19 protein-coding genes are annotated in these 18,543 nt (G+C 72.5%); 13 read left to right on the top strand and 6 right to left on the bottom strand.

Annotated elements, in window-relative coordinates:
* Positions 1-114 precede the first annotated feature (114 nt).
* Positions 115-777: an HAD-IA family hydrolase gene (locus BBH68_RS04000; protein WP_065958857.1), complete on the top strand. Its 663-nt coding sequence runs from the start codon at positions 115-117 to the stop codon at positions 775-777.
* Positions 778-908: 131 nt separating this feature from the next.
* Here the strand turns inward: BBH68_RS04000 and BBH68_RS04005 are convergent, their stop codons facing one another.
* Together BBH68_RS04005 and BBH68_RS04010 are read right to left on the bottom strand one after the other, a co-directional pair.
* A complete protein-coding gene (locus tag BBH68_RS04005) occupies positions 909-1,490 on the bottom strand; it encodes a TMEM165/GDT1 family protein (RefSeq protein WP_065958858.1) in 582 nt (193 codons plus the stop codon).
* 213 nt (positions 1,491-1,703) lie between these two features.
* A complete protein-coding gene (locus tag BBH68_RS04010) occupies positions 1,704-2,525 on the bottom strand; it encodes an ABC transporter permease (protein ID WP_245737880.1) in 822 nt (273 codons plus the stop codon).
* A gap of 254 nt (positions 2,526-2,779) precedes the next feature.
* Between BBH68_RS04010 and BBH68_RS04015 the strand changes: the two genes are divergently transcribed.
* The 5 genes from BBH68_RS04015 (at position 2,780) to BBH68_RS04035 (ending at position 8,131) form a co-directional block, all read left to right on the top strand.
* Positions 2,780-3,451 (top strand): HNH endonuclease family protein, encoded by a 672-nt coding sequence (locus BBH68_RS04015; RefSeq protein WP_065958859.1) that lies wholly within the window; start codon positions 2,780-2,782, stop codon positions 3,449-3,451.
* A 143-nt stretch (positions 3,452-3,594) separates the two neighbouring features.
* Positions 3,595-5,382 carry an alkaline phosphatase D family protein gene (locus tag BBH68_RS04020; RefSeq protein WP_065958860.1) on the top strand — a complete coding sequence of 596 codons (1,788 nt, stop codon included), beginning with the start codon at positions 3,595-3,597 and terminating at the stop codon, positions 5,380-5,382.
* Between the two features lie 551 nt (positions 5,383-5,933).
* The gene (locus BBH68_RS04025; protein ID WP_065958861.1) at positions 5,934-6,413 is read left to right on the top strand and encodes a DoxX family protein; all 480 of its coding nucleotides are present in this window, start codon (positions 5,934-5,936) and stop codon (positions 6,411-6,413) included.
* A 325-nt stretch (positions 6,414-6,738) separates the two neighbouring features.
* Positions 6,739-7,425: a DedA family protein gene (locus BBH68_RS04030; protein WP_065958862.1), complete on the top strand. Its 687-nt coding sequence runs from the start codon at positions 6,739-6,741 to the stop codon at positions 7,423-7,425.
* Between the two features lie 100 nt (positions 7,426-7,525).
* Positions 7,526-8,131 carry a lytic transglycosylase domain-containing protein gene (locus tag BBH68_RS04035; RefSeq protein ID WP_065958863.1) on the top strand — a complete coding sequence of 202 codons (606 nt, stop codon included), beginning with the start codon at positions 7,526-7,528 and terminating at the stop codon, positions 8,129-8,131.
* Here the strand turns inward: BBH68_RS04035 and BBH68_RS04040 are convergent.
* Positions 8,115-8,897: an alpha/beta fold hydrolase gene (locus BBH68_RS04040; protein WP_065958864.1), complete on the bottom strand. Its 783-nt coding sequence runs from the start codon at positions 8,895-8,897 to the stop codon at positions 8,115-8,117. The two genes, BBH68_RS04035 and BBH68_RS04040, sit on opposite strands and share 17 nt — an antisense overlap.
* A 234-nt stretch (positions 8,898-9,131) precedes the next feature.
* Between BBH68_RS04040 and BBH68_RS04045 the strand changes: the two genes are divergently transcribed.
* Together BBH68_RS04045 and BBH68_RS04050 are read left to right on the top strand one after the other, a co-directional pair.
* Positions 9,132-9,971 carry a PP2C family protein-serine/threonine phosphatase gene (locus BBH68_RS04045; RefSeq protein ID WP_065958865.1) on the top strand — a complete coding sequence of 280 codons (840 nt, stop codon included), beginning with the start codon at positions 9,132-9,134 and terminating at the stop codon, positions 9,969-9,971.
* Positions 9,972-10,107: 136 nt separating this feature from the next.
* Complete coding sequence (locus BBH68_RS04050; protein WP_065958866.1) at positions 10,108-11,118, top strand: MASE1 domain-containing protein; 1,011 nt, start codon at positions 10,108-10,110, stop codon at positions 11,116-11,118.
* Positions 11,119-11,211: 93 nt separating this feature from the next.
* On the opposite strand, the gene BBH68_RS42535 is transcribed toward BBH68_RS04050, so the two are convergent.
* Positions 11,212-12,468 (bottom strand): hypothetical protein, encoded by a 1,257-nt coding sequence (locus tag BBH68_RS42535; protein WP_065958867.1) that lies wholly within the window; start codon positions 12,466-12,468, stop codon positions 11,212-11,214.
* A 124-nt stretch (positions 12,469-12,592) separates the two neighbouring features.
* Positions 12,593-13,096, bottom strand: coding sequence for a hypothetical protein (locus BBH68_RS04060; protein WP_065958868.1), 504 nt, complete (start codon positions 13,094-13,096; stop codon positions 12,593-12,595).
* A 277-nt stretch (positions 13,097-13,373) separates the two neighbouring features.
* Here BBH68_RS04060 and BBH68_RS04065 point away from each other — a divergent pair, with 277 nt between their 5' ends.
* Positions 13,374-14,009, top strand: coding sequence for a histidine phosphatase family protein (locus BBH68_RS04065; protein ID WP_065958869.1), 636 nt, complete (start codon positions 13,374-13,376; stop codon positions 14,007-14,009).
* A gap of 70 nt (positions 14,010-14,079) precedes the next feature.
* Here the strand turns inward: BBH68_RS04065 and BBH68_RS04070 are convergent, their stop codons facing one another.
* Positions 14,080-14,505 carry a DUF6010 family protein gene (locus BBH68_RS04070; protein WP_065958870.1) on the bottom strand — a complete coding sequence of 142 codons (426 nt, stop codon included), beginning with the start codon at positions 14,503-14,505 and terminating at the stop codon, positions 14,080-14,082.
* A 201-nt stretch (positions 14,506-14,706) separates the two neighbouring features.
* Between BBH68_RS04070 and BBH68_RS04075 the strand changes: the two genes are divergently transcribed.
* The 4 genes from BBH68_RS04075 to BBH68_RS04090 all read left to right on the top strand — a co-directional run bounded on the left by BBH68_RS04075 (position 14,707) and on the right by BBH68_RS04090 (position 18,495).
* Positions 14,707-15,645, top strand: coding sequence for a GlxA family transcriptional regulator (locus BBH68_RS04075; protein WP_065958871.1), 939 nt, complete (start codon positions 14,707-14,709; stop codon positions 15,643-15,645).
* A 226-nt stretch (positions 15,646-15,871) separates the two neighbouring features.
* Positions 15,872-16,480: a restriction endonuclease gene (locus tag BBH68_RS04080; protein WP_065958872.1), complete on the top strand. Its 609-nt coding sequence runs from the start codon at positions 15,872-15,874 to the stop codon at positions 16,478-16,480.
* A gap of 152 nt (positions 16,481-16,632) precedes the next feature.
* On the top strand, positions 16,633-16,929 hold the full coding sequence (locus BBH68_RS04085) for a hypothetical protein (protein ID WP_065958873.1): 297 nt from the start codon (positions 16,633-16,635) through the stop codon (positions 16,927-16,929).
* A gap of 15 nt (positions 16,930-16,944) precedes the next feature.
* Complete coding sequence (locus BBH68_RS04090; protein WP_065958874.1) at positions 16,945-18,495, top strand: hypothetical protein; 1,551 nt, start codon at positions 16,945-16,947, stop codon at positions 18,493-18,495.
* Positions 18,496-18,543: the final 48 nt, after the last annotated feature.

An 18,543-nucleotide genomic window follows, 5' to 3' on the forward strand; every position in this document is an offset into this window, starting at 1 on the left:
GGCTGGCGCACCGGCGGCGCTCTTTGTATCGTGGAGGAACAAAGTGGTTCCGCCCGCATTCCCTGACCGGCGGGCGGAGCCACTTGTCTGTCTCCCGCGCCTTGGAGTACGCCGATGCCGGCCACCGCCCCGCTCACCGCCCGCGCCCTCCTCCTCGACATGGACGGCACTCTCGTGAACTCCGACGCCGTGGTGGAGCGCTGCTGGCGCCACTGGGCGGCCGAGCACGGGCTCGACGGGGACAGCGTCATCGAGGTCGTGCACGGCCGGCAGGGGTACGCCACCATGGCGGTGCTGCTCCCCGAGCGGCCCATGGAGGAGAACCTGGCCGACAACCAGCGGATGCTGGAGTGGGAGACCGCGGACGTCGACGGCGTCGTGGCCATTCCCGGCGCCCCCGCCTTCATGGCCTCCCTCGCGGACCTTCCGCACGCCCTGGTCACCTCCGCCGACGAGGGACTGGCCCGCGCCCGCATGGACGCGGCGGGGCTGCCGATGCCGCGTGTGCGGGTCACGGCGGAGCGCGTGGGGGCGAGCAAGCCGGATCCGGAGGGCTTCCTCAAGGGCGCGGCCGAGCTGGGCTTCCGTCCTCAGGACTGCGTGGTCTTCGAGGACTCCGAGGTCGGCATCGCGGCGGGCCGGGCGGCCGGCATGCGGGTGGTGGGCGTCGGCCCCCGGGCGGCGGCCCACGCCCCGGACGCGCACGTACGGGACCTGGAGCAGGTCCGCGTCGAGGCGCTGCCGGACGGCGCCCTGCGCCTGCGCTTCACGGACTGACCCCGCGCACTGCCCCGACCCGGAGCCGCGCACTGCCCCGACCCGGCACCGGGCACAAACCCCGGCCCGGCTGCGGAGACGAACCCCGGCCCGGCGCCGGGGGCGGTCCCCCGGCGCCGGGCGCGGGTGCGTCAGGCCACCACCGCCTCGTACAGGCTGAACCCGGCCAGCGTCAGCATCACCAGCGCCGCCACCTTCGTGATCAGCCGCAGCGGCACATACCGCATCAGCGTGCGGCCGCCCACGATGCCGAGGCCCGCGACCGCCCACAGGGCGAGCACCGCGCCGATGCCGACCGACAGCGGGTCGTCGTAGCGGGCGGCCAGGTTGGCCGTCATGATCTGGGTCAGGTCGCCGAACTCCGCGACCAGGATGAGCATGAACCCCGCCCCGGAGACCTTCCAGAAGCTCTGGTCGGCGGGCTTGCGGATCTCCTCCTCGTCGTCGTCCTTCTTCAGCAGCAGCATCGTCGCGCCGGCCAGGAACAGCACTCCGACGATCGCCTGGACGAGGCGGTGCGGGAGCAGCCCGAGCACGCTGCCCGCCGCGATCGCGAGCGAGACGTGGACCGCGAAGGCGGCGGCGACCCCCACGAAGACGTACGAGGCGCGGTAGCGGGTGCCGAGCATCAGCCCGGCGAGGGCGGTCTTGTCGGGAAGTTCGGCCAGGAAGACGACGCCGAAGACGACGGCGGCGACGGTGAGACTGAACACGGGTGGGTTACCTCGAAGGCTCGGGCCGCGCCGGGAGGGGCCCTGGGAAGGGGTCGCTTCGGCACGGCAGCGTCGGACACTGCGGCCGAAGGTCTCGCTGGCGTACGGGCGGATCCCCGCGGGCCCATCCCCTCGGACGGGTCCCGTACGTACGCTCCGGGCGCCGGCCCGCACCACGAGGGGCGGGCAGTATGTCGACGGTCCGGCGAAGAGCTACTCCCCTTCTGCTGTCGGCAAGGATACGCGACGCGCCCGGTGCAGCCGCCCCCGCGCGACCAGCTCCAGGACCACCGCGACCGCCACCGCCTGCACCGCCATCAGCGCGACCAGCACGAACAGCTGTACCGCGCCCGCCATCACGGGCGAGGCGCCGCCCAGCAGCATGCCGACGAAGGCCCCGGGAAGTGTGACGAGCCCCACAGTCCTGGTCTGGTCGAGCCCCGGCAGCAGCGCGTCCGAGGCGGCCGGGCGGGCGATCTCCAGCCGGGCGTCCCGGTCCGGCAGGCCGAGCGCCAGGCCCGCCTCCACCTCGCCATGGCGGGCGGTCAGCTCGTCCAGCGCGCGCCGGCCGCCGAGCACGGTGGCGGTGAGAGCGCCGCCGATGAGGATGCCGGTGATGGGGATGAGCGCGACGCCCTTGAGCGGGACCAGCCCGGTCAGCAGCAGGACGGCGACCACGGGCACCACCCCGGCGCCGATCGGGAGCGCCGCCCACCACCAGGTGTGGTTGTCGGTGATGCGGCGGCCCGCGGTGCGCACGGCGACGCCGAACATCACCACGAGGAAGGCCAGCAGCGTCGCCAGGGCGTGCACCACCCAGCCGATGAGGTACGAGACGGCGGCCAGCTGGACCGCCGCGCGCAGCCCGGCCACGGCGATGGCGCGCGCGTAGCCGCGGTCGCGGCGGTCCGCGAGGCGGGCCCGGGCGGCGACGGTGACGGCGGCCAGGAGCAGGGCGGCGAGCACGGCCCCGAGGACGGGGTTGACCGGGAGCAGGGTGGCGGAGGAGGCCGCGCGGGCGGCGAGGACGTACACGCTTCACGGTAGGCCGGGGGCTCCCGGGGCGGGCATTCGGCACGGAATCCGTCGCGCTGCGGACATTCGGCCCCGGAATGCGCCGCGGGGCGGGCATTCGGCGCGGAATCCGCCGCGAACCCTCGACATGACGTGTACATGACGCCAATCTGTTACCTGTCGCACGCCGAAGAGAAACGTTTCGGCGACAGCATTACCCCCGCGTTACCCGGCTCCGACCGAGCCGAACCGTCCCCCACATCAAGGGAGTTCGCATGTCCCGAATACGCAACGCCTTCACCCGGCGCGGGCTCTACGCGCGTCGACGGCTGAGCGTACTGGCCGCGGCCACCGGTCTGATCGCCCTCACCGGCCTGTTCAACGGCCCGGCCGCCCAGGCGGCACTGCCCACCCCCGTCAGCGCCGCCACCGCCCGCACCTACCTCGCCTCGCTGACCGTGGCGACGGAGGACCGCACGGGCTACGACCGCGACCTCTTCCCCCACTGGATCACCCAGAGCGGCGCGTGCAACACCCGCGAGGTCGTCCTCAAGCGCGACGGCACCAACGTCCAGCAGGACTCGAGCTGCGCCGCGGTCAGCGGCACCTGGCGCTCCGTCTACGACAACGCGACCTGGACCGCCGCCTCCGACCTGGACATCGACCACGTCGTCCCGCTCGCCGAGGCCTGGGACTCCGGCGCGAGCAGGTGGACCACCTCCCGGCGCCAGGCGTTCGCCAACGACCTGACCCGCCCGCAGCTGATCGCCGTCACGGACAACGTGAACCAGGAGAAGGGCGACAAGGACCCGGCCGAGTGGCTGCCGCCGGTCACCTCGTACCGCTGCACGTACGCCCGCGCCTGGGTGCAGGTGAAGCACTACTACGGTCTGTCGGTCGACTCCGCCGAGAAGAGCGCCCTCAGCTCCCTCCTGAACGGCTGCTGAGCCCGGCGCCGGACGGCTGCCGAGCCCGGGCCGGACGCCGACCCGGAACCCCGCGCCCTCCTTCGTCGTTCCGTACGAGACGCCTTCGCGCGTCGAACGCCATGAAGGACGCCGTGACGCCACGAGCGACGGAGGAGGGCCGGATGGCCGGGTTGCGCCTGGGACCGCTGCTGCGCCACGTGGACTGGGAGACGGGCACCGGCGCGACGGTCTGGATCGAGGCCGACCGGGCCTGCGAGGCCGAGGTGCGGTGCGCCGACGGCGCCGGCGGCGCGGCCCGCACCTGGCGGATCGCCGGGCACCACTACGCCCTGATCCCGGTTACCGGGCTGCGCCCGGGCGCCGAGACGGCCTACCGCGTGCTGCTGGACGGCGAGCAGGTGTGGCCGCTGCCCGACTCCCCCTTCCCGGACTCCACGATCCGCACCCCCACGCCCCGGCACCCCGCCACCGGAGAGGCATCCGCCACCGGAGAAGCGCTCGCCACCGGAGAGGCCCCCACCGCCGGAGAGGCCTCCACCGCCGGAGAGGCCCCCGGCGCCCCCGCCACCGTGCGCGTCGCCTTCGGCTCCTGCCGGTGGGCGGCGCGGCCCGCCGACTCCTCGCCCGACCCGATCGGCCCCGACGCGCTGGGCGCCTTGGCGCACACCCTCGCCCACACGCCGGGGGCCGAGCGCCCGGACGTCCTGGTCCTCCTCGGCGACCAGATCTACGCGGACGAGACCTCGGAGGCGACCCGCCGCTGGCTCGCCGCGCGGCGCGATGTGAAGCAGCCGCCGTGGGAGCAGGTCGCCGACTACGAGGAGTACACCCGGCTGTACGACGAGTCCTGGCTGGACCCGGAGGTGCGCTGGCTGCTCTCCACGGTCCCCAGCTGCATGATCTTCGACGACCACGACGTCATCGACGACTGGAACACCAGCGAGGCGTGGCTGCGGCGGATGCGCGCCACGCCCTGGTGGCGGGAGCGGATCCTCAGCGGCCTGATGTCGTACTGGGTCTACCAGCACCTCGGCAACCTCTCCCCGGCCGAGCTGGCGGCCGATCCGCTGTACGCGGCGGTGCGGGAGGCGCCGGACGGCACGGAGCCGCTGCGGGAGTTCGCCGCCCGCGCCGACGCCGACCCCACGTACGCCCGCTGGAGCTACCGCCGCGACTTCGGGCGGGTGCGGCTGCTGATGGTGGACACCCGGGCCGCCCGCGTGCTGACGGAGGGCGAGCGGGCGATGGTCGCCGAGCCGGAGCTGGCCTGGCTGCGCGAGCAGGCGCTGGACGGCGCGGACGGCTACGCCACCGAGGGCAGCGCCGGGCCGTACGACCACCTGCTGATCGGCACCTCGCTCCCCTGGCTGCTGCCGCACTTCGTGCACGACGTGGAGGCGTGGAACGCCGCGGTGTGCGGCGGGGCGCGCGGCCCGCGGTGGGCGCGGCTGGGGGAAGACCTGCGCCGGCGCGGCGACTTGGAGCACTGGGCGGCCTTCCCCGAGTCCTTCGAGGCGCTCACCGAGCTGATCGCGAAGGTGGGCGGCGGGCCCTCGGCGCCGGCGACGATCAGTGTGCTGTCCGGCGATGTGCACCACGCGTACATCGCCGAGCCCGACTGGTCGCGGTGGCCGCAGCCGCCGGACAGCCGGGTGCGGCAGCTGACGTGTTCCCCCGTGCACAACCGCACCTACGCCTCCATCCGGCTCGGTTTCCGCTTCGGCTGGAGCCGGGCGGGCCGGCGGCTCGGCCGCGCCTTCGCCCGGCACGGGCGGGTCACCCCGAGCCGGCTGGACTGGAGCAGGACGGGCGGGCCGTGGTTCGGCAACCAGCTGATGACGCTGACGCTGCGGGGGCGCGCCGCGCGGCTGCGGCTGGACCAGGCCCGGCCCGACCCCTCGGGCGGCGGGGCCCGGCTGGTCACGGCCCTGGAGACGGACGGTCTTTGAGGCCTGGAAGGTCTATTACGAGACGCTGTTGGGACAGCGGGGACGGGCCGGACAGCCGGGAATCAGGGGCTCCACGGGATTCCGGAGACGATTTCTGGCCACCGAGCACGACGGAGCGCAAGAGGCGGCCGTGCCGGGCGAGTCCGGGGTCATGACGTGTGATCGCTGATGTTGGACGAGCGGCCCGCCGCGCCCGCGCGTCGCGGAGTTGGCCACGCCGACCGAGGCGAGGGCGCTGGAGGCGCTCGGTCCGCATGGGGAGATGGAGGAGCCGGGTCCCGTCGGGCCGGGCGGAATCCCCGGCTTCGGCGCGCGGCGGGCGCGGGTGCCGGCCCTCCGGTGGTGCCGGCGACGCCGACGGCGACCGGGGCGCGGCCCGGCGTCACCCCGCTGACCTCGTACGACACCGATGCCGTCGATCGACCGGCGCCGCGCGCGGCGGCCTCAGATTGGCGAAACTTGAACTTGCAACAAAAGGTGAGGGGAACCCAACCTGACACTCCCGTTGGTTCCCGTCCCCGGAACCCTTCCCGGAACAAGGAGCAGTCCCCATGCCCCCGTCCGCCACCCCCCAAGGTCTCGCCGACCGCCTGGACGGCACCAGGCCGTACATCCTCTCCCTCTTCCGCATCGTCGTCGGCCTGCTCTTCTTCTGCCACGGCGCCTCATCGCTGCTGGGCTGGTTCGGCGGCCTGATGGGCACCGGCAAGACCCTCGACGCGGGCACCTGGCCCGGCTGGTACGCGGCCGTGATCCAGCTCGTCGGCGGCGGCCTGGTGCTGCTGGGCCTCGGCACCCGCAGCGCGGCGTTCATCTGCTCCGGCTCGATGGCGTACGCGTACTTCCACGAGCACCAGCCGGAGAAGCTGTGGCCCATCCAGAACGGCGGCGAGGCGGCCGCGATGTTCTGCTGGGCGTTCCTGCTGATCGTCTTCACCGGCCCCGGCCCCTGGGCGCTCGACCGCTTCCTGGGCTCGGCGCGCCCGTCGGTCACCACCTCCGAGACGCACCGTCAGCCGACGGCCGTCTAGGGCGACTCGGCGGCCCGGCGGCTCGACGACCGCGACGGCCCCGCGACTCGACGGCTCGCCGGCTCGACGACCGTGCGATAAAGCGACAAAGCAATAAGTCGCTCGATCAATCTGGCCGACCACACCAAGTCCCGCTTCACCTGATGCGGGGGTACCTCCCCATTCGTCCCCCGGGAGGCGACCCCCGCGTCACGTGATTCGAACAACATCAACACCCCCCGACCCCATCCCCACCCGCCACAGGCGTACGCTGTATGACTGTGAAGGCCGCTCCTGCCGCTCCCCAGCGACATCGCGGCTGGGGGGAACGGGACCGGGAGAAACGTTGCTGGAACATCTGGGGTCGCTGACCAACACCCCATGGATTTACGCGGTTGTCGGCATGTCCGTTCTCCTCGACGTCTTCCTCCCCGTCCTGCCCAGCGGTGTCCTCGTCATCACGGCGGCCACCGCGGCCGCCGGGACCACCGTGGACGCCGTGGGCGTGGTGCGCGTCCAGGCGGGCGCCGCCGACTTCCCCGAGATGTTCGCCCTGATGCTGTGCGCCGCCACCGCCTCCGTCCTCGGCGACATGGTCGCCTACCGGCTGGCCTGGCGCGGCAGCGACCGCCTCGACCGCGCCATCTCCCGCTCCCGCCGGCTCACCTCCGCGCAGGAGAAGCTGGGCACGGCGCTGGTGCGGGGCGGTGGCGCGCTGGTCGTCATAGCCCGCTTCGCGCCCGCCGGGCGGTCGGTCGTCAGCCTGAGCGCGGGCGCGGCGCACCGCCGGGCCAAGGAGTTCCTGCCCTGGTCGGCCGTCGCCGGACTGGCCTGGGCCGCCTACAGCGTGAGCCTGGGTTACGTCGGCGGGCAGTGGCTCGGCGCCACCTGGCTCGGCACGGCGGTCTCGGTGCTCGCGCTCTTCGCGGCCGGCGCGGGCGCGGCCTATGTGATGAAGCGCCCCGCCGAAGCGGAGCAGCCGCTCCCGGCCCATCCCACGGTAAGCGGAGCGGGGCCGGCCGTGACGCCGTAGCGCACGCCCGGACCCGACCGCCGGGCGTGCGAATTCAGGATCCCACCGCGAAATCCCGTTAACGTCCCCTCATGCGCATCCCCACCCCGCCGGACCCCGCATGGTGACCCGCCGCAGCCGTACCGCCGCCACCCTGGTCGGCGGCGCCCTGGTGCTCGCCGCCGCGATCCTCGTCGTACGGCACTTCACCGCCCCGTCCGAGCCCGAACTCCCGACGATCCCCGCGGCCCGCCGCCCGGTGGTCGAGGCGGCCGCCCGCCTCTGCCCCAAGGTGAGCGTGCCGCTGCTGGCCGCGCAGATCGACGCGGAGAGCGGCTGGCGGCCGGACGCGGACTCCGGGCACGCGCAGGGGATCTCGCAGTTCGCCCCGCAGACCTGGGCCGAGTGGGGCCGCGACGGGGACGGCGACGGAAAGGCCGACGTCTGGGAGCCCGAGGACGCCATCCCCTCGCAGGCGCGCTACATGTGCCATCTGTACGACATGGTGAAGAACCTGCCCGGCGATCCGACCGAGCTGGCGCTTGCCGCGTACAACGCCGGGCCGACCGCGGTCCTCAAGGCCCGCGGGATCCCGAGGATCGACGAGACCCGCGAGTACGTGGACCGCATCCTGCACACGCTGCTCCCCCAGTACCGCAAGAGCGAGGCGGAGTACGCGGCGGCACACCCGTCGCCGGGCGCCTCCCGTCTCACGCCCCGGCCGTGATGAAGTCCTCGACGGCGCGTACGAGTTCCAGCGGCGTCTCGTCGGCGGGGTAGTGCCCCGCGCAGGGCAGCTCGACCAGGTCGGCCCGCGGGTACCAGCGCAGCCAGGTCCGCCGCATCAGCTCCGCCGTCAGCGCCGGGTCGTGCGCCCCGATCACCACCCGGACCGGCACCCGGGCCCCGGCGATGTCCTCGTGGAAGTCCTCCAGGGCCCAGGAGTCCAGCCAGGCCCGGAACGCCTTGGCGTCGCTGTGCTCCAGCGAGTGCCGGACCATCAGGTCGAGCCAGGCGTCGGGGTGGCGGCCGCCGGTGGTGTGGTCGATGATCGCCCGCCGGCTCTCGGGGTGCTCGGCGGCGGAGGTGAACAGCTCCCACTGCTCGCCGTCCATCGGCATCCCGCTCGCGGGGAAGGGGGCGACCCCGATCAGCCGCACGACCCGGTCGGGGGCGGCGGCCACGACCCGCTGCGCTACGGAGCCGCCCATCGAGTGCCCGACGAGCGAGAACCGCTGCCAGCCGAGGTCGTCGGCGAGCGCCAGCAGATCGCGGCCCGCCTCCTCGGTGGTGTACTCACCGGGGATGTCCCGTGCCTCCCCGTAGCCGCGCAGATCGGGGAGTGCGTAGGTGAAGGTCCGTCGGTCGATGTGCGGCAGCACGGCCGCGAAGGCGGCGCGGTCCGAGAACCAGCCGTGGACGGCCATGACGTGGTGCGGCCCTTCGCCGACGAGCTCGAACGGTGGAACGAGGGGTGGAACGATCGGTCCCATGGCACCTCCGGTCCCAGTCGAAGACGGGCGCGCGGCGCGCGTGCCCGTTGCCGGACAACGGTGGCGGCAACCGGCGGCCCCGACAAGGCCGCTGCGCATATGCGTGGGCAGCGCCTGACCGTGACCTGACAGCCAGCGGGTGGGACTGCTCCTTCGGCCGTATCCGCGCGTACCATGAGACGCAGGTCAGAGCTCCCCCAGCTATCGCCGGCAGGTGCCCCCTCGGAGCCACCGATGAACCGCCGCCGCACCCCGCACCAGAGCACCGAAGAGGCGCTGCGTTCTCTGGGGCGGCTGACCGCCCAGATCCTGGAGCGGATCAAGCTCCAGCAGGCACGGGTGGAGCTGGCCGTGGCCCTGCAGCGCCATATGCTGCCGTCCGAACTGCCGGCCCTCCCCGGTCTGCACGCGGCCGCCCGCTACACCCCCGCACGGGACGGGCTGGACATCGGCGGCGACTGGTACGACGCCTTCCCGCTGCCCGGCACCGCCTCGGTCGGGTTCGCCATCGGCGACGTACAGGGCCATGACGTGGAGGCGGCGGCCTTCATGGGCCAGGTCCGCACGGGGCTGCGCGCCATCGCCGCCGCCACCTGCGACCCGGGCGAGGTGCTGCGCGGCGTCAACGAACTGCTCATCTCGATGGGCACCGACCTGTTCACCACCTGCTCCTTCCTGCGCTTCGACCCCGTCGCCGGCGAGCTGGCCTGCTCCCGGGCGGGCCACGTCCCGGCCGTATGGGCCTCGGCCGACTGCCCGGTCGAGGTCGTCTGGGACCCCGGGGGCCTGCCGCTGGGGATCATGCCCGGGGAGACCTATCCGGTGACCCGCCGCCGGCTGACGCGGGCGGGCGCCTTCGTCCTGTTCACGGACGGGGTGGTGGAAGGGCCGTCGTACCCGATCGACCGGGGCCTCGCGGAGGTGTCACGGCTGGTCGGCGCGGGCTACGAGGCCGACGCGGAGGAGCTGGCCACGCGGGTGAGCCAGGTGGCCGACCGGACCGGCCACAGCGACGACGCGGCCGTGCTGGTGCTGCGCCACGACGGCGTACGGCGCGACCGCCCGGGACCGTGACTGCGGCGGCTGAGGTCGTTGCTGCCGCGGCCGGGACCGTGACTGCCGCGCCCGCGGGCGGGCGGTTCCCCCGTGCGGCGGAGACCGCGCCACGGCCGCGCGTGTCACCCGCTCCGAGCCGCGACGGCGTTGTGTGATGGCCGCTGTGGCAGGCGATGACGGGATCCGGCGATACGGTGCCACGGCCCTGCGGATCCTCGCCGTCGCGGCGGCCTACTACGTGGGGGCCCGGGTCGGGCTGCAGCAGGAGCTGGTCCGCGGGCAGATCACCCCGCTGTGGCCGCCCACCGGCATCGCCCTGACCTGTCTGCTCCTTCTCGGCCTGCGCACCTGGCCGGGCGTCGCGCTGGGCGCCCTCCTGGTCAACGCCCCGATCGGGCCGACTGTCCCCGCGGTCGCCGCGATCGTCGCGGGCAACACCGCGGCCCCGGTCTGCTCGTACCTGCTGCTGCGGCGCATCGGTTTCCACGCGGGTCTTGACCGGCTGCGGGACGCGCTGGCCCTGGTCTTCCTCGGCGCGCTGGCCGGAATGCTGATCAGCTCGACCGTGGGCACCGGGGTGCTGGTCCTGGAGGGGGCGATCGGGACCGGCGACTTCTGGACCACCTGGTCGGTGTGGTGGACGGGGGACGCGATGGGCGTCCTGGTGATCACCCCGCTGCTGCTGATGCTCCGCAAGGCACGGCCGCCGCGCGACGTAAATCCCTATCGGTGGGCCGAGGCGGGGCTGCTGACGCTGGGGACGGCGGCCGTCACGCTGCTCGCCACGCACTCCGCCCACAGCCTGCTCTTCCTGGTCTTCCCCTTCCTGATCTGGGCGGCCCTGCGCTTCCAGCTGGCGGGGGCCGCGCTGTGCTCGCTGATCGTGTCGGTGATCGCGATCCAGGCCACGGCGGCGGGGGTCGGCCCGTTCGCCGGGCATACGCTGCTGACGCGGATGGTCACCCTTCAGGCGTTCAACGGCTCGACCGCGCTGACCGCGCTGCTGCTCTCGGCGATCATCACGGAGCGGAACCGTACCCGTCGGCAGATCGAGCGGATCTGCACCCAGCTCGCCGAGGCGGTCGTCCGGATGGCGCCGGACGAGGCGTCGCTGCGGCAGTGGCCGCCGCCCCGCCACGGCGACGAGCCGCCGGACCGGCGGTAGGGGTTTGCGGTGAGTATGGGACAGCGACACGCCGTGGTGTCGGCGTGTCGCTGTCCCATACTCACCGCAAAGTCACTGACATCGCCCCCCGCCTCAGGACAGTTCGCGATAGCGCGTCGAGCTGCTGCCGTGCATGTTGTATTCCTGGGCGAGCCCGGTCTGGTGGAGCTTTTGCATCTGCTCACCGGTGACCGTGACGCCCGCGATGTCGAAAGACGTGTCGTCGTCCCAGTTGAACCGGTCCCAGACGTTCACCTGGTAATCGAGGGAGACCTTGGGCTTTCCGTGCGGGCCGGGCTCCACGCTCACGACCCCCGAATGGTTCACCATTCCGTGGCCGACGGCGAGGTACCAGTCGCGGTCGTCGTGCTTGTAGCCCTCGGCCTTCGTCTCCACCGGAATGGCCACCGGCCGGCCGCCCGACTCCTCGAACGCCTTGAGCGCCTTCTTCTTCCACTCGCCCTCGTACTTGGAGAGGTTTTCCTCGGCCGCCTTGCGGAAGCCGTCGGGGTCCTCGTCCCACATCCGATTGATGTCGAGGTCCAGCGGCTTTCCGGACGCGTCGAGGTAATGGTCCAACTCCCGGGCCGCCTCCTTGTAGCCCACCAGGCGGCCGCCTTTCACCATGGCCGCGGCCTCGACGCGGAACAAGTGGTCCTTCATGCCGGCATCCCGCGAGTGGAACTTCCCGGATCCCACGTCCGCCGGCTTCCACTTGTACTGCGGTTCCATGATCCCGGCCGCCATCAGCGCGACGCTGTCGGCCGCCCATACCCGGCCGCGCAGCTCCGGGCTGAGACCGTCCCAGATCCGGCGCAGTTCGGCGCGCTGCCGGGGGCTCGCCTCATGGCCGAGCGAGGCGATTTCGATGGCCCGGTCGGCCTGGACCTCGGCCAGCGAGTGGTACCGGGCGTGGCCCGCGTCATACACGTCGCCGCCGTGGCTCCTGACCAGCGCGGCCTTCACGATGCCGTCGATCTCGGCGGCCCGGGCCAGCTTCCGGTTCACCCTGTTAGCGTACTCCGCCTGGGTGTCCAGCTGGGCTTGCGTCCGCGCCCCGTCGTCCCCCGGATAATGGGGGATGAAGAAACGCACGGTGCCGTCGGCGTTGTCGGACAGCTTGAATCCGGCGTCCGCCGCCTGCGCGACGGTCGACCGGACGCTGGACTGAATCTCGGTCAGCTGGGAATGCGCGTCGTCCAGGACGCTCCAGATGCTGCTGGCCTCCTTGTGCAGGTCCTCGAACTCCTTCGCGGTCTTGCCGACGAACTCACGGGTGACGGCCGCGTTGAGCCCGGCCCACCGCGCGCCCTCCGACTTCTTCAACAGGCCCGAACGCGCGTCGGTCATCAGCGTTTTTCAGACTGTCCACGGCGGATTTCCAGTCGGAGACCGCGGCGCCCAACTTCCCCAGGTCGACATCGACGAGATCCTGGTAGGTGAGAGCGCCCATCGTCTTCCCCCGCTACGTCTTTCACTTCACCAGTTCGGATATCTCGGAAACACTCACGGCCGAGCCGTCCCGGTGGCGCAGCGAGGCGGCGATCGCCGCGTCGTCCTCGGCATGCCGCTTCTTCGAGTAGTCCAGGTGGTTGGAGATGTGGGCGCACATCTGCAGCACGGTCTTGACCTGGGAGCTCCAGACGGACACCGTCGTGCTCAGTTCTTCGCCCATCGCGAAGTTGTGGTCGCTCAGCGCCTTGGCCGCCTGCATGGACGACCCCACGCCGTCCTTGTCCGCCCCGGCCCCGGCGATGTCGGCCGCCTTCTGAAGCCTGCCGTGCAGCACGAAGGCCTCGTGCCCCACCGCGCCCAGGTCGTCCTGGTGCACGACCAGGTCAGTGGAGCCGCCCTCCCCCGTGGAGCCCGCGCCCGTCCCGCCCCCGCCGTCGGCGACGGTCTGGTTGAGCCGCGTATGGGTGCTCTGCCGCCCCGCCGCGTCCGCCTTGAGCTGAGACCACTCGCTGTCGAATGACATATCCCCGTTACCTCCCGTAGAGGGCACCCCGCGCATCCGCGCCCACGGCCGTCCCTCCCCTGGCCGCGCCGCGCCACATCGCAGATCAGGACGCATGGTAGCTGAATCGGATGACGTCACTCCGGCTGCCGTCCGACCGGGGGCGGGGGCGGACCGGCCCCCGCCCTCCCCCTCACCGTCCGGCCTCGGCCCGGCGTATCCCCCGGTGCGCAACCCCGAACCCGGCGGAGGACGTCTTCCACGGCACCACGCCCGCCCGTCGCCAAGGAACCCGTCGATGACCACAACGGCCGCCCGTTACCTCTATCTGACCCGGCACGGCGAGGCGTCCCCCGACGAGACCGAGTTGACGGCGAACGGCCGCCGCCAGGCCGCGCTGCTCGGCGAGCGGCTGCGCGGCCTCCCCCTGTCCGCCATCCACCACGGTCCCCTGCCCCGCGCGGCCCAGACCGCCCGCCTGATCGCCGACCAACTGGCCACCGAACACCCTGGCATCCCCCTCCGTCCCTCGGAACCGGCCGGGGACTACCTCCCGTACGTCCCCGAGCGCTCCGAACTCCCGCCGGACGCCGCTGAGCCGCTCCTCGACTTCCTCGGCCGGTTTCCCCAGGCGGAGCGCGACCGCGGCCCCGCACTCGCCCGCGAGGCCCTGGCCCGCTTCACCGGTCCGGTGCCAGGCGACGAGCCCCGCCACGAACTGCTCGTCACCCACAACTTCCTCATCGGCTGGCTGGTCCGCGCCGCCCAGGACGCCCCCCGCTGGCGCTGGCTCGGCCTGAACCACGGCAACGCGGCCCTGACGGTCATCCGCTACGCCCCCGGCCGCCTGTCCTCCGTCCTCTTCTACAACGACATGTCCCACCTGCCCCCCGAGCTGCGCTGGACCGGCTTCCCGCCGGAACTGCGCGGATGACGCGGCGGGCGCCCGGCGGACCGCGGCCCGCCGGCCCGCCGGCCCGCGGTCAGCGGTCAGCGGTCAGCGGTCAGCGCGCGACGGTGGCCCCCTCCGCGGCCGCCACGGGCCGCCCGCGCCGCAGGAGTTCGCGCGGGGCCAGGCCTCCGCCCAGGCACCACAGGGCGATGACCGGGTCGCAGATGGCACAGCCCAGCGACGAGGTGTGGGCGAAGGGGACGATCGGGTTGCCCTTGATGTGGTGCACCACGTCCCACGCGGTGTGCAGCAGCCAGCCGATGCCGATGAACGTCCACGACTCCAGGCCGCGGTAGGCGACATAGGTGACCAGCGCGGTGAACGCGAACTCCCAGCCGCCCAGGCCGCCACCGCTGAGGTAGGCGGCGCCGGCGCCGGCCACCATCATCGCGTTGAAGCGGCGACGGTGCGGTTCCCGGATGAGGGACATCAGCAGGGCGTAGAGAAGGCCGATGCCGATCGGCGCGAGGTACAGCACGCGTATGCCTTTCCAGAAAGGGAACGGTACGGGATCGCCCTCGACGCTAGCCGCGTGGCGCGACCCTCCCCAGTGGCGTTAATGACGAGTACCAACGGAAAAACGCCAACCCTGGTGTATGCCTCCCTGACCTGCCCGGACAGGCGCCGGACCCGCCCCCGTCCCGGTGCGTCCGGCCCGTCGGGCCGCTAGGTTCTGGACATGCATACGGTGGCCGTCCTGGCGCTCAGCAAGGTGATTCCGTTCGACCTGTCCACCCCCATCGAGGTCTTCACCCGCACCCGCCTGCCCGACGGCCGCCCCGGCTACCAGGTACGCGTCTGCGCCGAGCGGCCGGAGACCGACGCCGGCGCGTTCACCCTGCGGGCGCCCTGGGGCCTGGAGGGGCTCACCGGCGCGGACACCGTCATCGTGCCCGGCGTGGCCGACCCCGCCGCCCCGCCCAGCCCCGCCGAACGCGAGGCGCTGCGCCGGGCCGCCGCCGACGGCACCCGTATCGCCTCCATCTGCACCGGCACCTTCCCCCTGGCCGCCACCGGCCTGCTGGACGGCCTGCGCGCCACCACCCACTGGCTCGCCGCGGACCGGCTCGCCGCCGCCCACCCGGACATCGACGTCGACCCGAACGTGCTCTACGTCGACAACGGCCAGATCCTCACCTCCGCCGGCGCGGCCGCCGGACTCGACCTGTGCCTGCACCTGATCCGCCGCGACTACGGCGCCGCGGTGGCCGCCGACGCCGCCCGCCTGTCCGTGATGCCCCTGGAACGCGAGGGCGGGCAGGCCCAGTTCATCGTCCACGACCACACCCCCACCCCCGGTGGCTCGGTGCTGGAACCGGTCCTCGTCTGGCTCCGGGACAACCTCGCCCGGCCCCTCACCCTCGACGACATCGCCTCCCACGCCGGGGTCAGCACCCGTACGCTCATCCGCCGCTTCCGCGACCAGACCGGCACCACCCCCCTCCAATGGCTCCACCGCGCCCGCATCCGCCAGGCCCAGCACCTGCTGGAGACCACCGACCACTCCGTCGAACGCGTCGGCGCGCGGGTCGGCTTCGGCTCCCCCACCGCCTTCCGCGACCGCTTCAAGCGCACCACCGGCGTCAGCCCGCACGCCTACCGCCGCGCGTTCAGGTGAAGGCCGCGGGTTCGGGCCACGGGTTCAGGCCACGGGTTCGGGTCGAGCCCGCGGGTTCGGGTGAGACGGGTGAGGCGGTCTTGCCGCGGCCGCCCACCACTCCCCACACTGCCCGGGTACGCACGGGAGGGGAGACATGGCAGCCACGGCACGACGGCGACGCACGCGGTCCTTACGACGGCTGAAGACGCGGGCACGCCGCGGGGCGTGGGGCGCCGGTGCCGTGGTGGCGCTCGTGCTGGCGCTGACGTGGCGGACCGTGTGGCCGTACGTGCTCGGGGCGGTCGTCGCGGCGCTGCTCGCCGGCATCGGCTGGTGGCTTCTGAGGACCCACCGGCGCGCCGTGGCCGGCGACCACGCCTGGCGGGCCGAGGAGGAGCACCGGGCGCGGGAACTGGCCATGTCCGATGTCGACGCGATGACCTGGCAACGATTCGAGCGGTACGTCGCGGACTTGTGCCGCCGCGACGGCTGCACCCAGGTCAGGGTCTCCGGGAAGGCCGGCGACCTGGGCGCCGATGTGATCGGCCTGATGCCGGACGGGCGCCGGCTGGTCATCCAGTGCAAGCACTACGCGCCCCACCGCACCGTGGGGAGCGGTGAGATGCAGAAGTTCCTCGGCACGGCGAAGGCCGAACACGGCGCGGACGTCGCCGTGTACGTCGCCACCTGCAACTTCACGGCGGCGGCCGAGAAGCTGGCGGTGAAGCACGAGATCCTCGCCATGCACCGCGACCTGCTCGGGGCATGGGTCCGCGGAGCCACCCTGGCCTCGCTGATCCCCCTCAACGGGACCGGCGGCGGAGCGCGAAGCGGCCGCCGCCCGGTCCGGTAGCCCGCCCCCGGCCGGTCTCCTTCCCGCGGTCCCCGTCGATCTGGTTCGGCGGCATTGCGCGGAGGAACAAAGAACTCTGCGCTGGAGGTCAATGACGCCCGGCGGCGGGCCTGATAACTCTTGTGGCTGGGCCGATACAGGGGGAGTGACGGATGCCGCCCGAGTTCGACTATCAGGCCGCCGATCGGCTGAGCTGGGTGCTGAAACAGTTCGGCGAGAAGATCGACTGGTTTCTGTGGCTGCGCAACGGCCGGCGTGAGGCGCTCCTGAGCACTCCGGACAGCGACAACTGGCAGGGCGCGAAGCGCACTCGCTACGAGCAGGACCTCGCCCGCCAGCGGGCGGCCCTGATCCACCTCAAGGACGAGGCCAAGCGGCTCAAGGCGCGCGTGGACCAGGCCACCGCACAGGCCCACGCGCAGCACGCGCGGCAAAAGCCCAGGGACTGAGGAGGCCGAGCCCACATGGCCAAGGTATCGGCGATTCCTGAGAATCTTTTCGCGTATGCCGAGGCCTGTACGCGGGGCGCGGAGCAGTTTCAGCAGTGGGTGAGCACGTATCTGACGGTCGCGCTGCGGGACGGCGAGCGGAGCGGCGTCGTACCGCCCTCGTCGCTGGACTCGTCCGGGGCGAAGTGGATCGCCGCCGCCTTCTACACGGACCGCGATGTGGCCACGGTCGGCCGGGCCTTCCAGGAGGCGGGCGGCCCCGCGGCGGGCGGCCCCGCGGCGGGTGTGCCCGCGAACCCGGTATCCGCCTCGGAACAGGCCGTCAACGCCGCCTTCCAGCGCCTTCAGACGCAGTACGCGCAGCAGTCCCATTCGGCGGAGGCCGGGGCCGCGCTGGCGAGGCGGATGGAGCAGGGCGGTGGCCTCGGGCCGATTCTGGCGGAGCTCGGCCGGCACGCTGACGATCCCCATTTCGCCGCCGGTTTCTACAACCAGCTGGACGACGAGCGGATCCGGCGGCTGATGTCCGACCCGACCGGCATCAAGGCGCTGGTGAGCGCGTTCGCCGGCGGTGCGGTCAGCGGGGAGACCGCCGACAGGGTCACCCGGCAGCTCGGCTGGGACCAGCCCGGAATCCTCCCCGGCCCGCCGCTTCCGTGGAAGCCGCTGTTCCCGTGGGAAGGCCACCACGACGGCGTCCCGCCGGACGACCAGATCGCCTTCCTCAAGGCGCTGCTGGCCAACAGGACGGCAGCCTCCCAGTTCGCGTACCACTTGGACGACCCCGAACTGCTGCGGATCAAGGGGACCTACGGGGCGCGGGCCTCCGGCCTCGGCATGCTTCTGGATCAGATCCACGCGACGCATCCGTCGTGGCCAGGCGGTGCGAAGGCGCCTACGGACGCGGATCTCTCCTGGGAGCTCAGAGGCGCCAACGCCCTGCCCTACCCGTCCGTGGCCCCGCAGGGCGTCGGTCTCGACGGCAAGCCCTACTCCCGCGACGAACTCGCCGTGCTGAGCTGGGTCGAGCTGCACAGGGACACCATTCTGCGAGAGGCGCGCAGGTGGAACATCGACCCGAGGGCCATCGTCGGGGCCATCGCGTGGGAAGCACTGAAGAACAAGGACCGCTGGTGGCAGGACATCAGGGACGGACTGCCCGCCCGGCCGCCGCTCGACTATCACCTGTCGGCCGGGCCGGGAAAGGTGCACATCGACACCGAGATCGTCAAGCAGATCGAGGCCGAGGGATATCTTCCCCGCCAAGGAGAGGACGGCCGCCGCGCGATTCTGCGCACCTCCGACGGGTCGATCAGGTACATAGCCGCGATCCTCGGGGCGTACTCCAAGGTGACCGAGCAGAACCCGGACAACGAGCCCATCCGTAACAACGTCCCGCTGCTCGTCAACCTGTACCAGGGAAGCGATCTCAACAGATGGCGGAATTGGCTGAACACTCACCCGGGCGCCCCATACGATCCCGGGAATCGGATGGGCAAATGGGCCGTGTCACCCGAGGGCCAGCGCTTGCTCGATGACTCCCTGCGGCTGTGGGACCAGGATTAAGGGCCCCCTAGCCCGCACATGTGCACCGGATGTCGTGTCCGCCCGCGA

It is taken from the genome of Streptomyces sparsogenes (assembly GCF_001704635.1).
GTDB lineage: Bacteria > Actinomycetota > Actinomycetes > Streptomycetales > Streptomycetaceae > Streptomyces > Streptomyces sparsogenes.

Coding starts and splice junctions, on each gene's coding strand:
- BBH68_RS04000 (WP_065958857.1), top strand. CDS start 115: ATGCCGGCCACCGCCCCGCTCACCGCCCGCGCCCTCCTCCTCGACATG.
- BBH68_RS04015 (WP_065958859.1), top strand. CDS start 2,780: ATGTCCCGAATACGCAACGCCTTCACCCGGCGCGGGCTCTACGCGCGT.
- BBH68_RS04020 (WP_065958860.1), top strand. CDS start 3,595: ATGGCCGGGTTGCGCCTGGGACCGCTGCTGCGCCACGTGGACTGGGAG.
- BBH68_RS04025 (WP_065958861.1), top strand. CDS start 5,934: ATGCCCCCGTCCGCCACCCCCCAAGGTCTCGCCGACCGCCTGGACGGC.
- BBH68_RS04035 (WP_065958863.1), top strand. CDS start 7,526: ATGGTGACCCGCCGCAGCCGTACCGCCGCCACCCTGGTCGGCGGCGCC.
- BBH68_RS04040 (WP_065958864.1), bottom strand. CDS start 8,897: ATGGGACCGATCGTTCCACCCCTCGTTCCACCGTTCGAGCTCGTCGGC.
- BBH68_RS04045 (WP_065958865.1), top strand. CDS start 9,132: ATGAACCGCCGCCGCACCCCGCACCAGAGCACCGAAGAGGCGCTGCGT.
- BBH68_RS04050 (WP_065958866.1), top strand. CDS start 10,108: ATGGCCGCTGTGGCAGGCGATGACGGGATCCGGCGATACGGTGCCACG.
- BBH68_RS42535 (WP_065958867.1), bottom strand. CDS start 12,468: ATGACCGACGCGCGTTCGGGCCTGTTGAAGAAGTCGGAGGGCGCGCGG.
- BBH68_RS04060 (WP_065958868.1), bottom strand. CDS start 13,096: ATGTCATTCGACAGCGAGTGGTCTCAGCTCAAGGCGGACGCGGCGGGG.
- BBH68_RS04065 (WP_065958869.1), top strand. CDS start 13,374: ATGACCACAACGGCCGCCCGTTACCTCTATCTGACCCGGCACGGCGAG.
- BBH68_RS04075 (WP_065958871.1), top strand. CDS start 14,707: ATGCATACGGTGGCCGTCCTGGCGCTCAGCAAGGTGATTCCGTTCGAC.
- BBH68_RS04085 (WP_065958873.1), top strand. CDS start 16,633: ATGCCGCCCGAGTTCGACTATCAGGCCGCCGATCGGCTGAGCTGGGTG.
- BBH68_RS04090 (WP_065958874.1), top strand. CDS start 16,945: ATGGCCAAGGTATCGGCGATTCCTGAGAATCTTTTCGCGTATGCCGAG.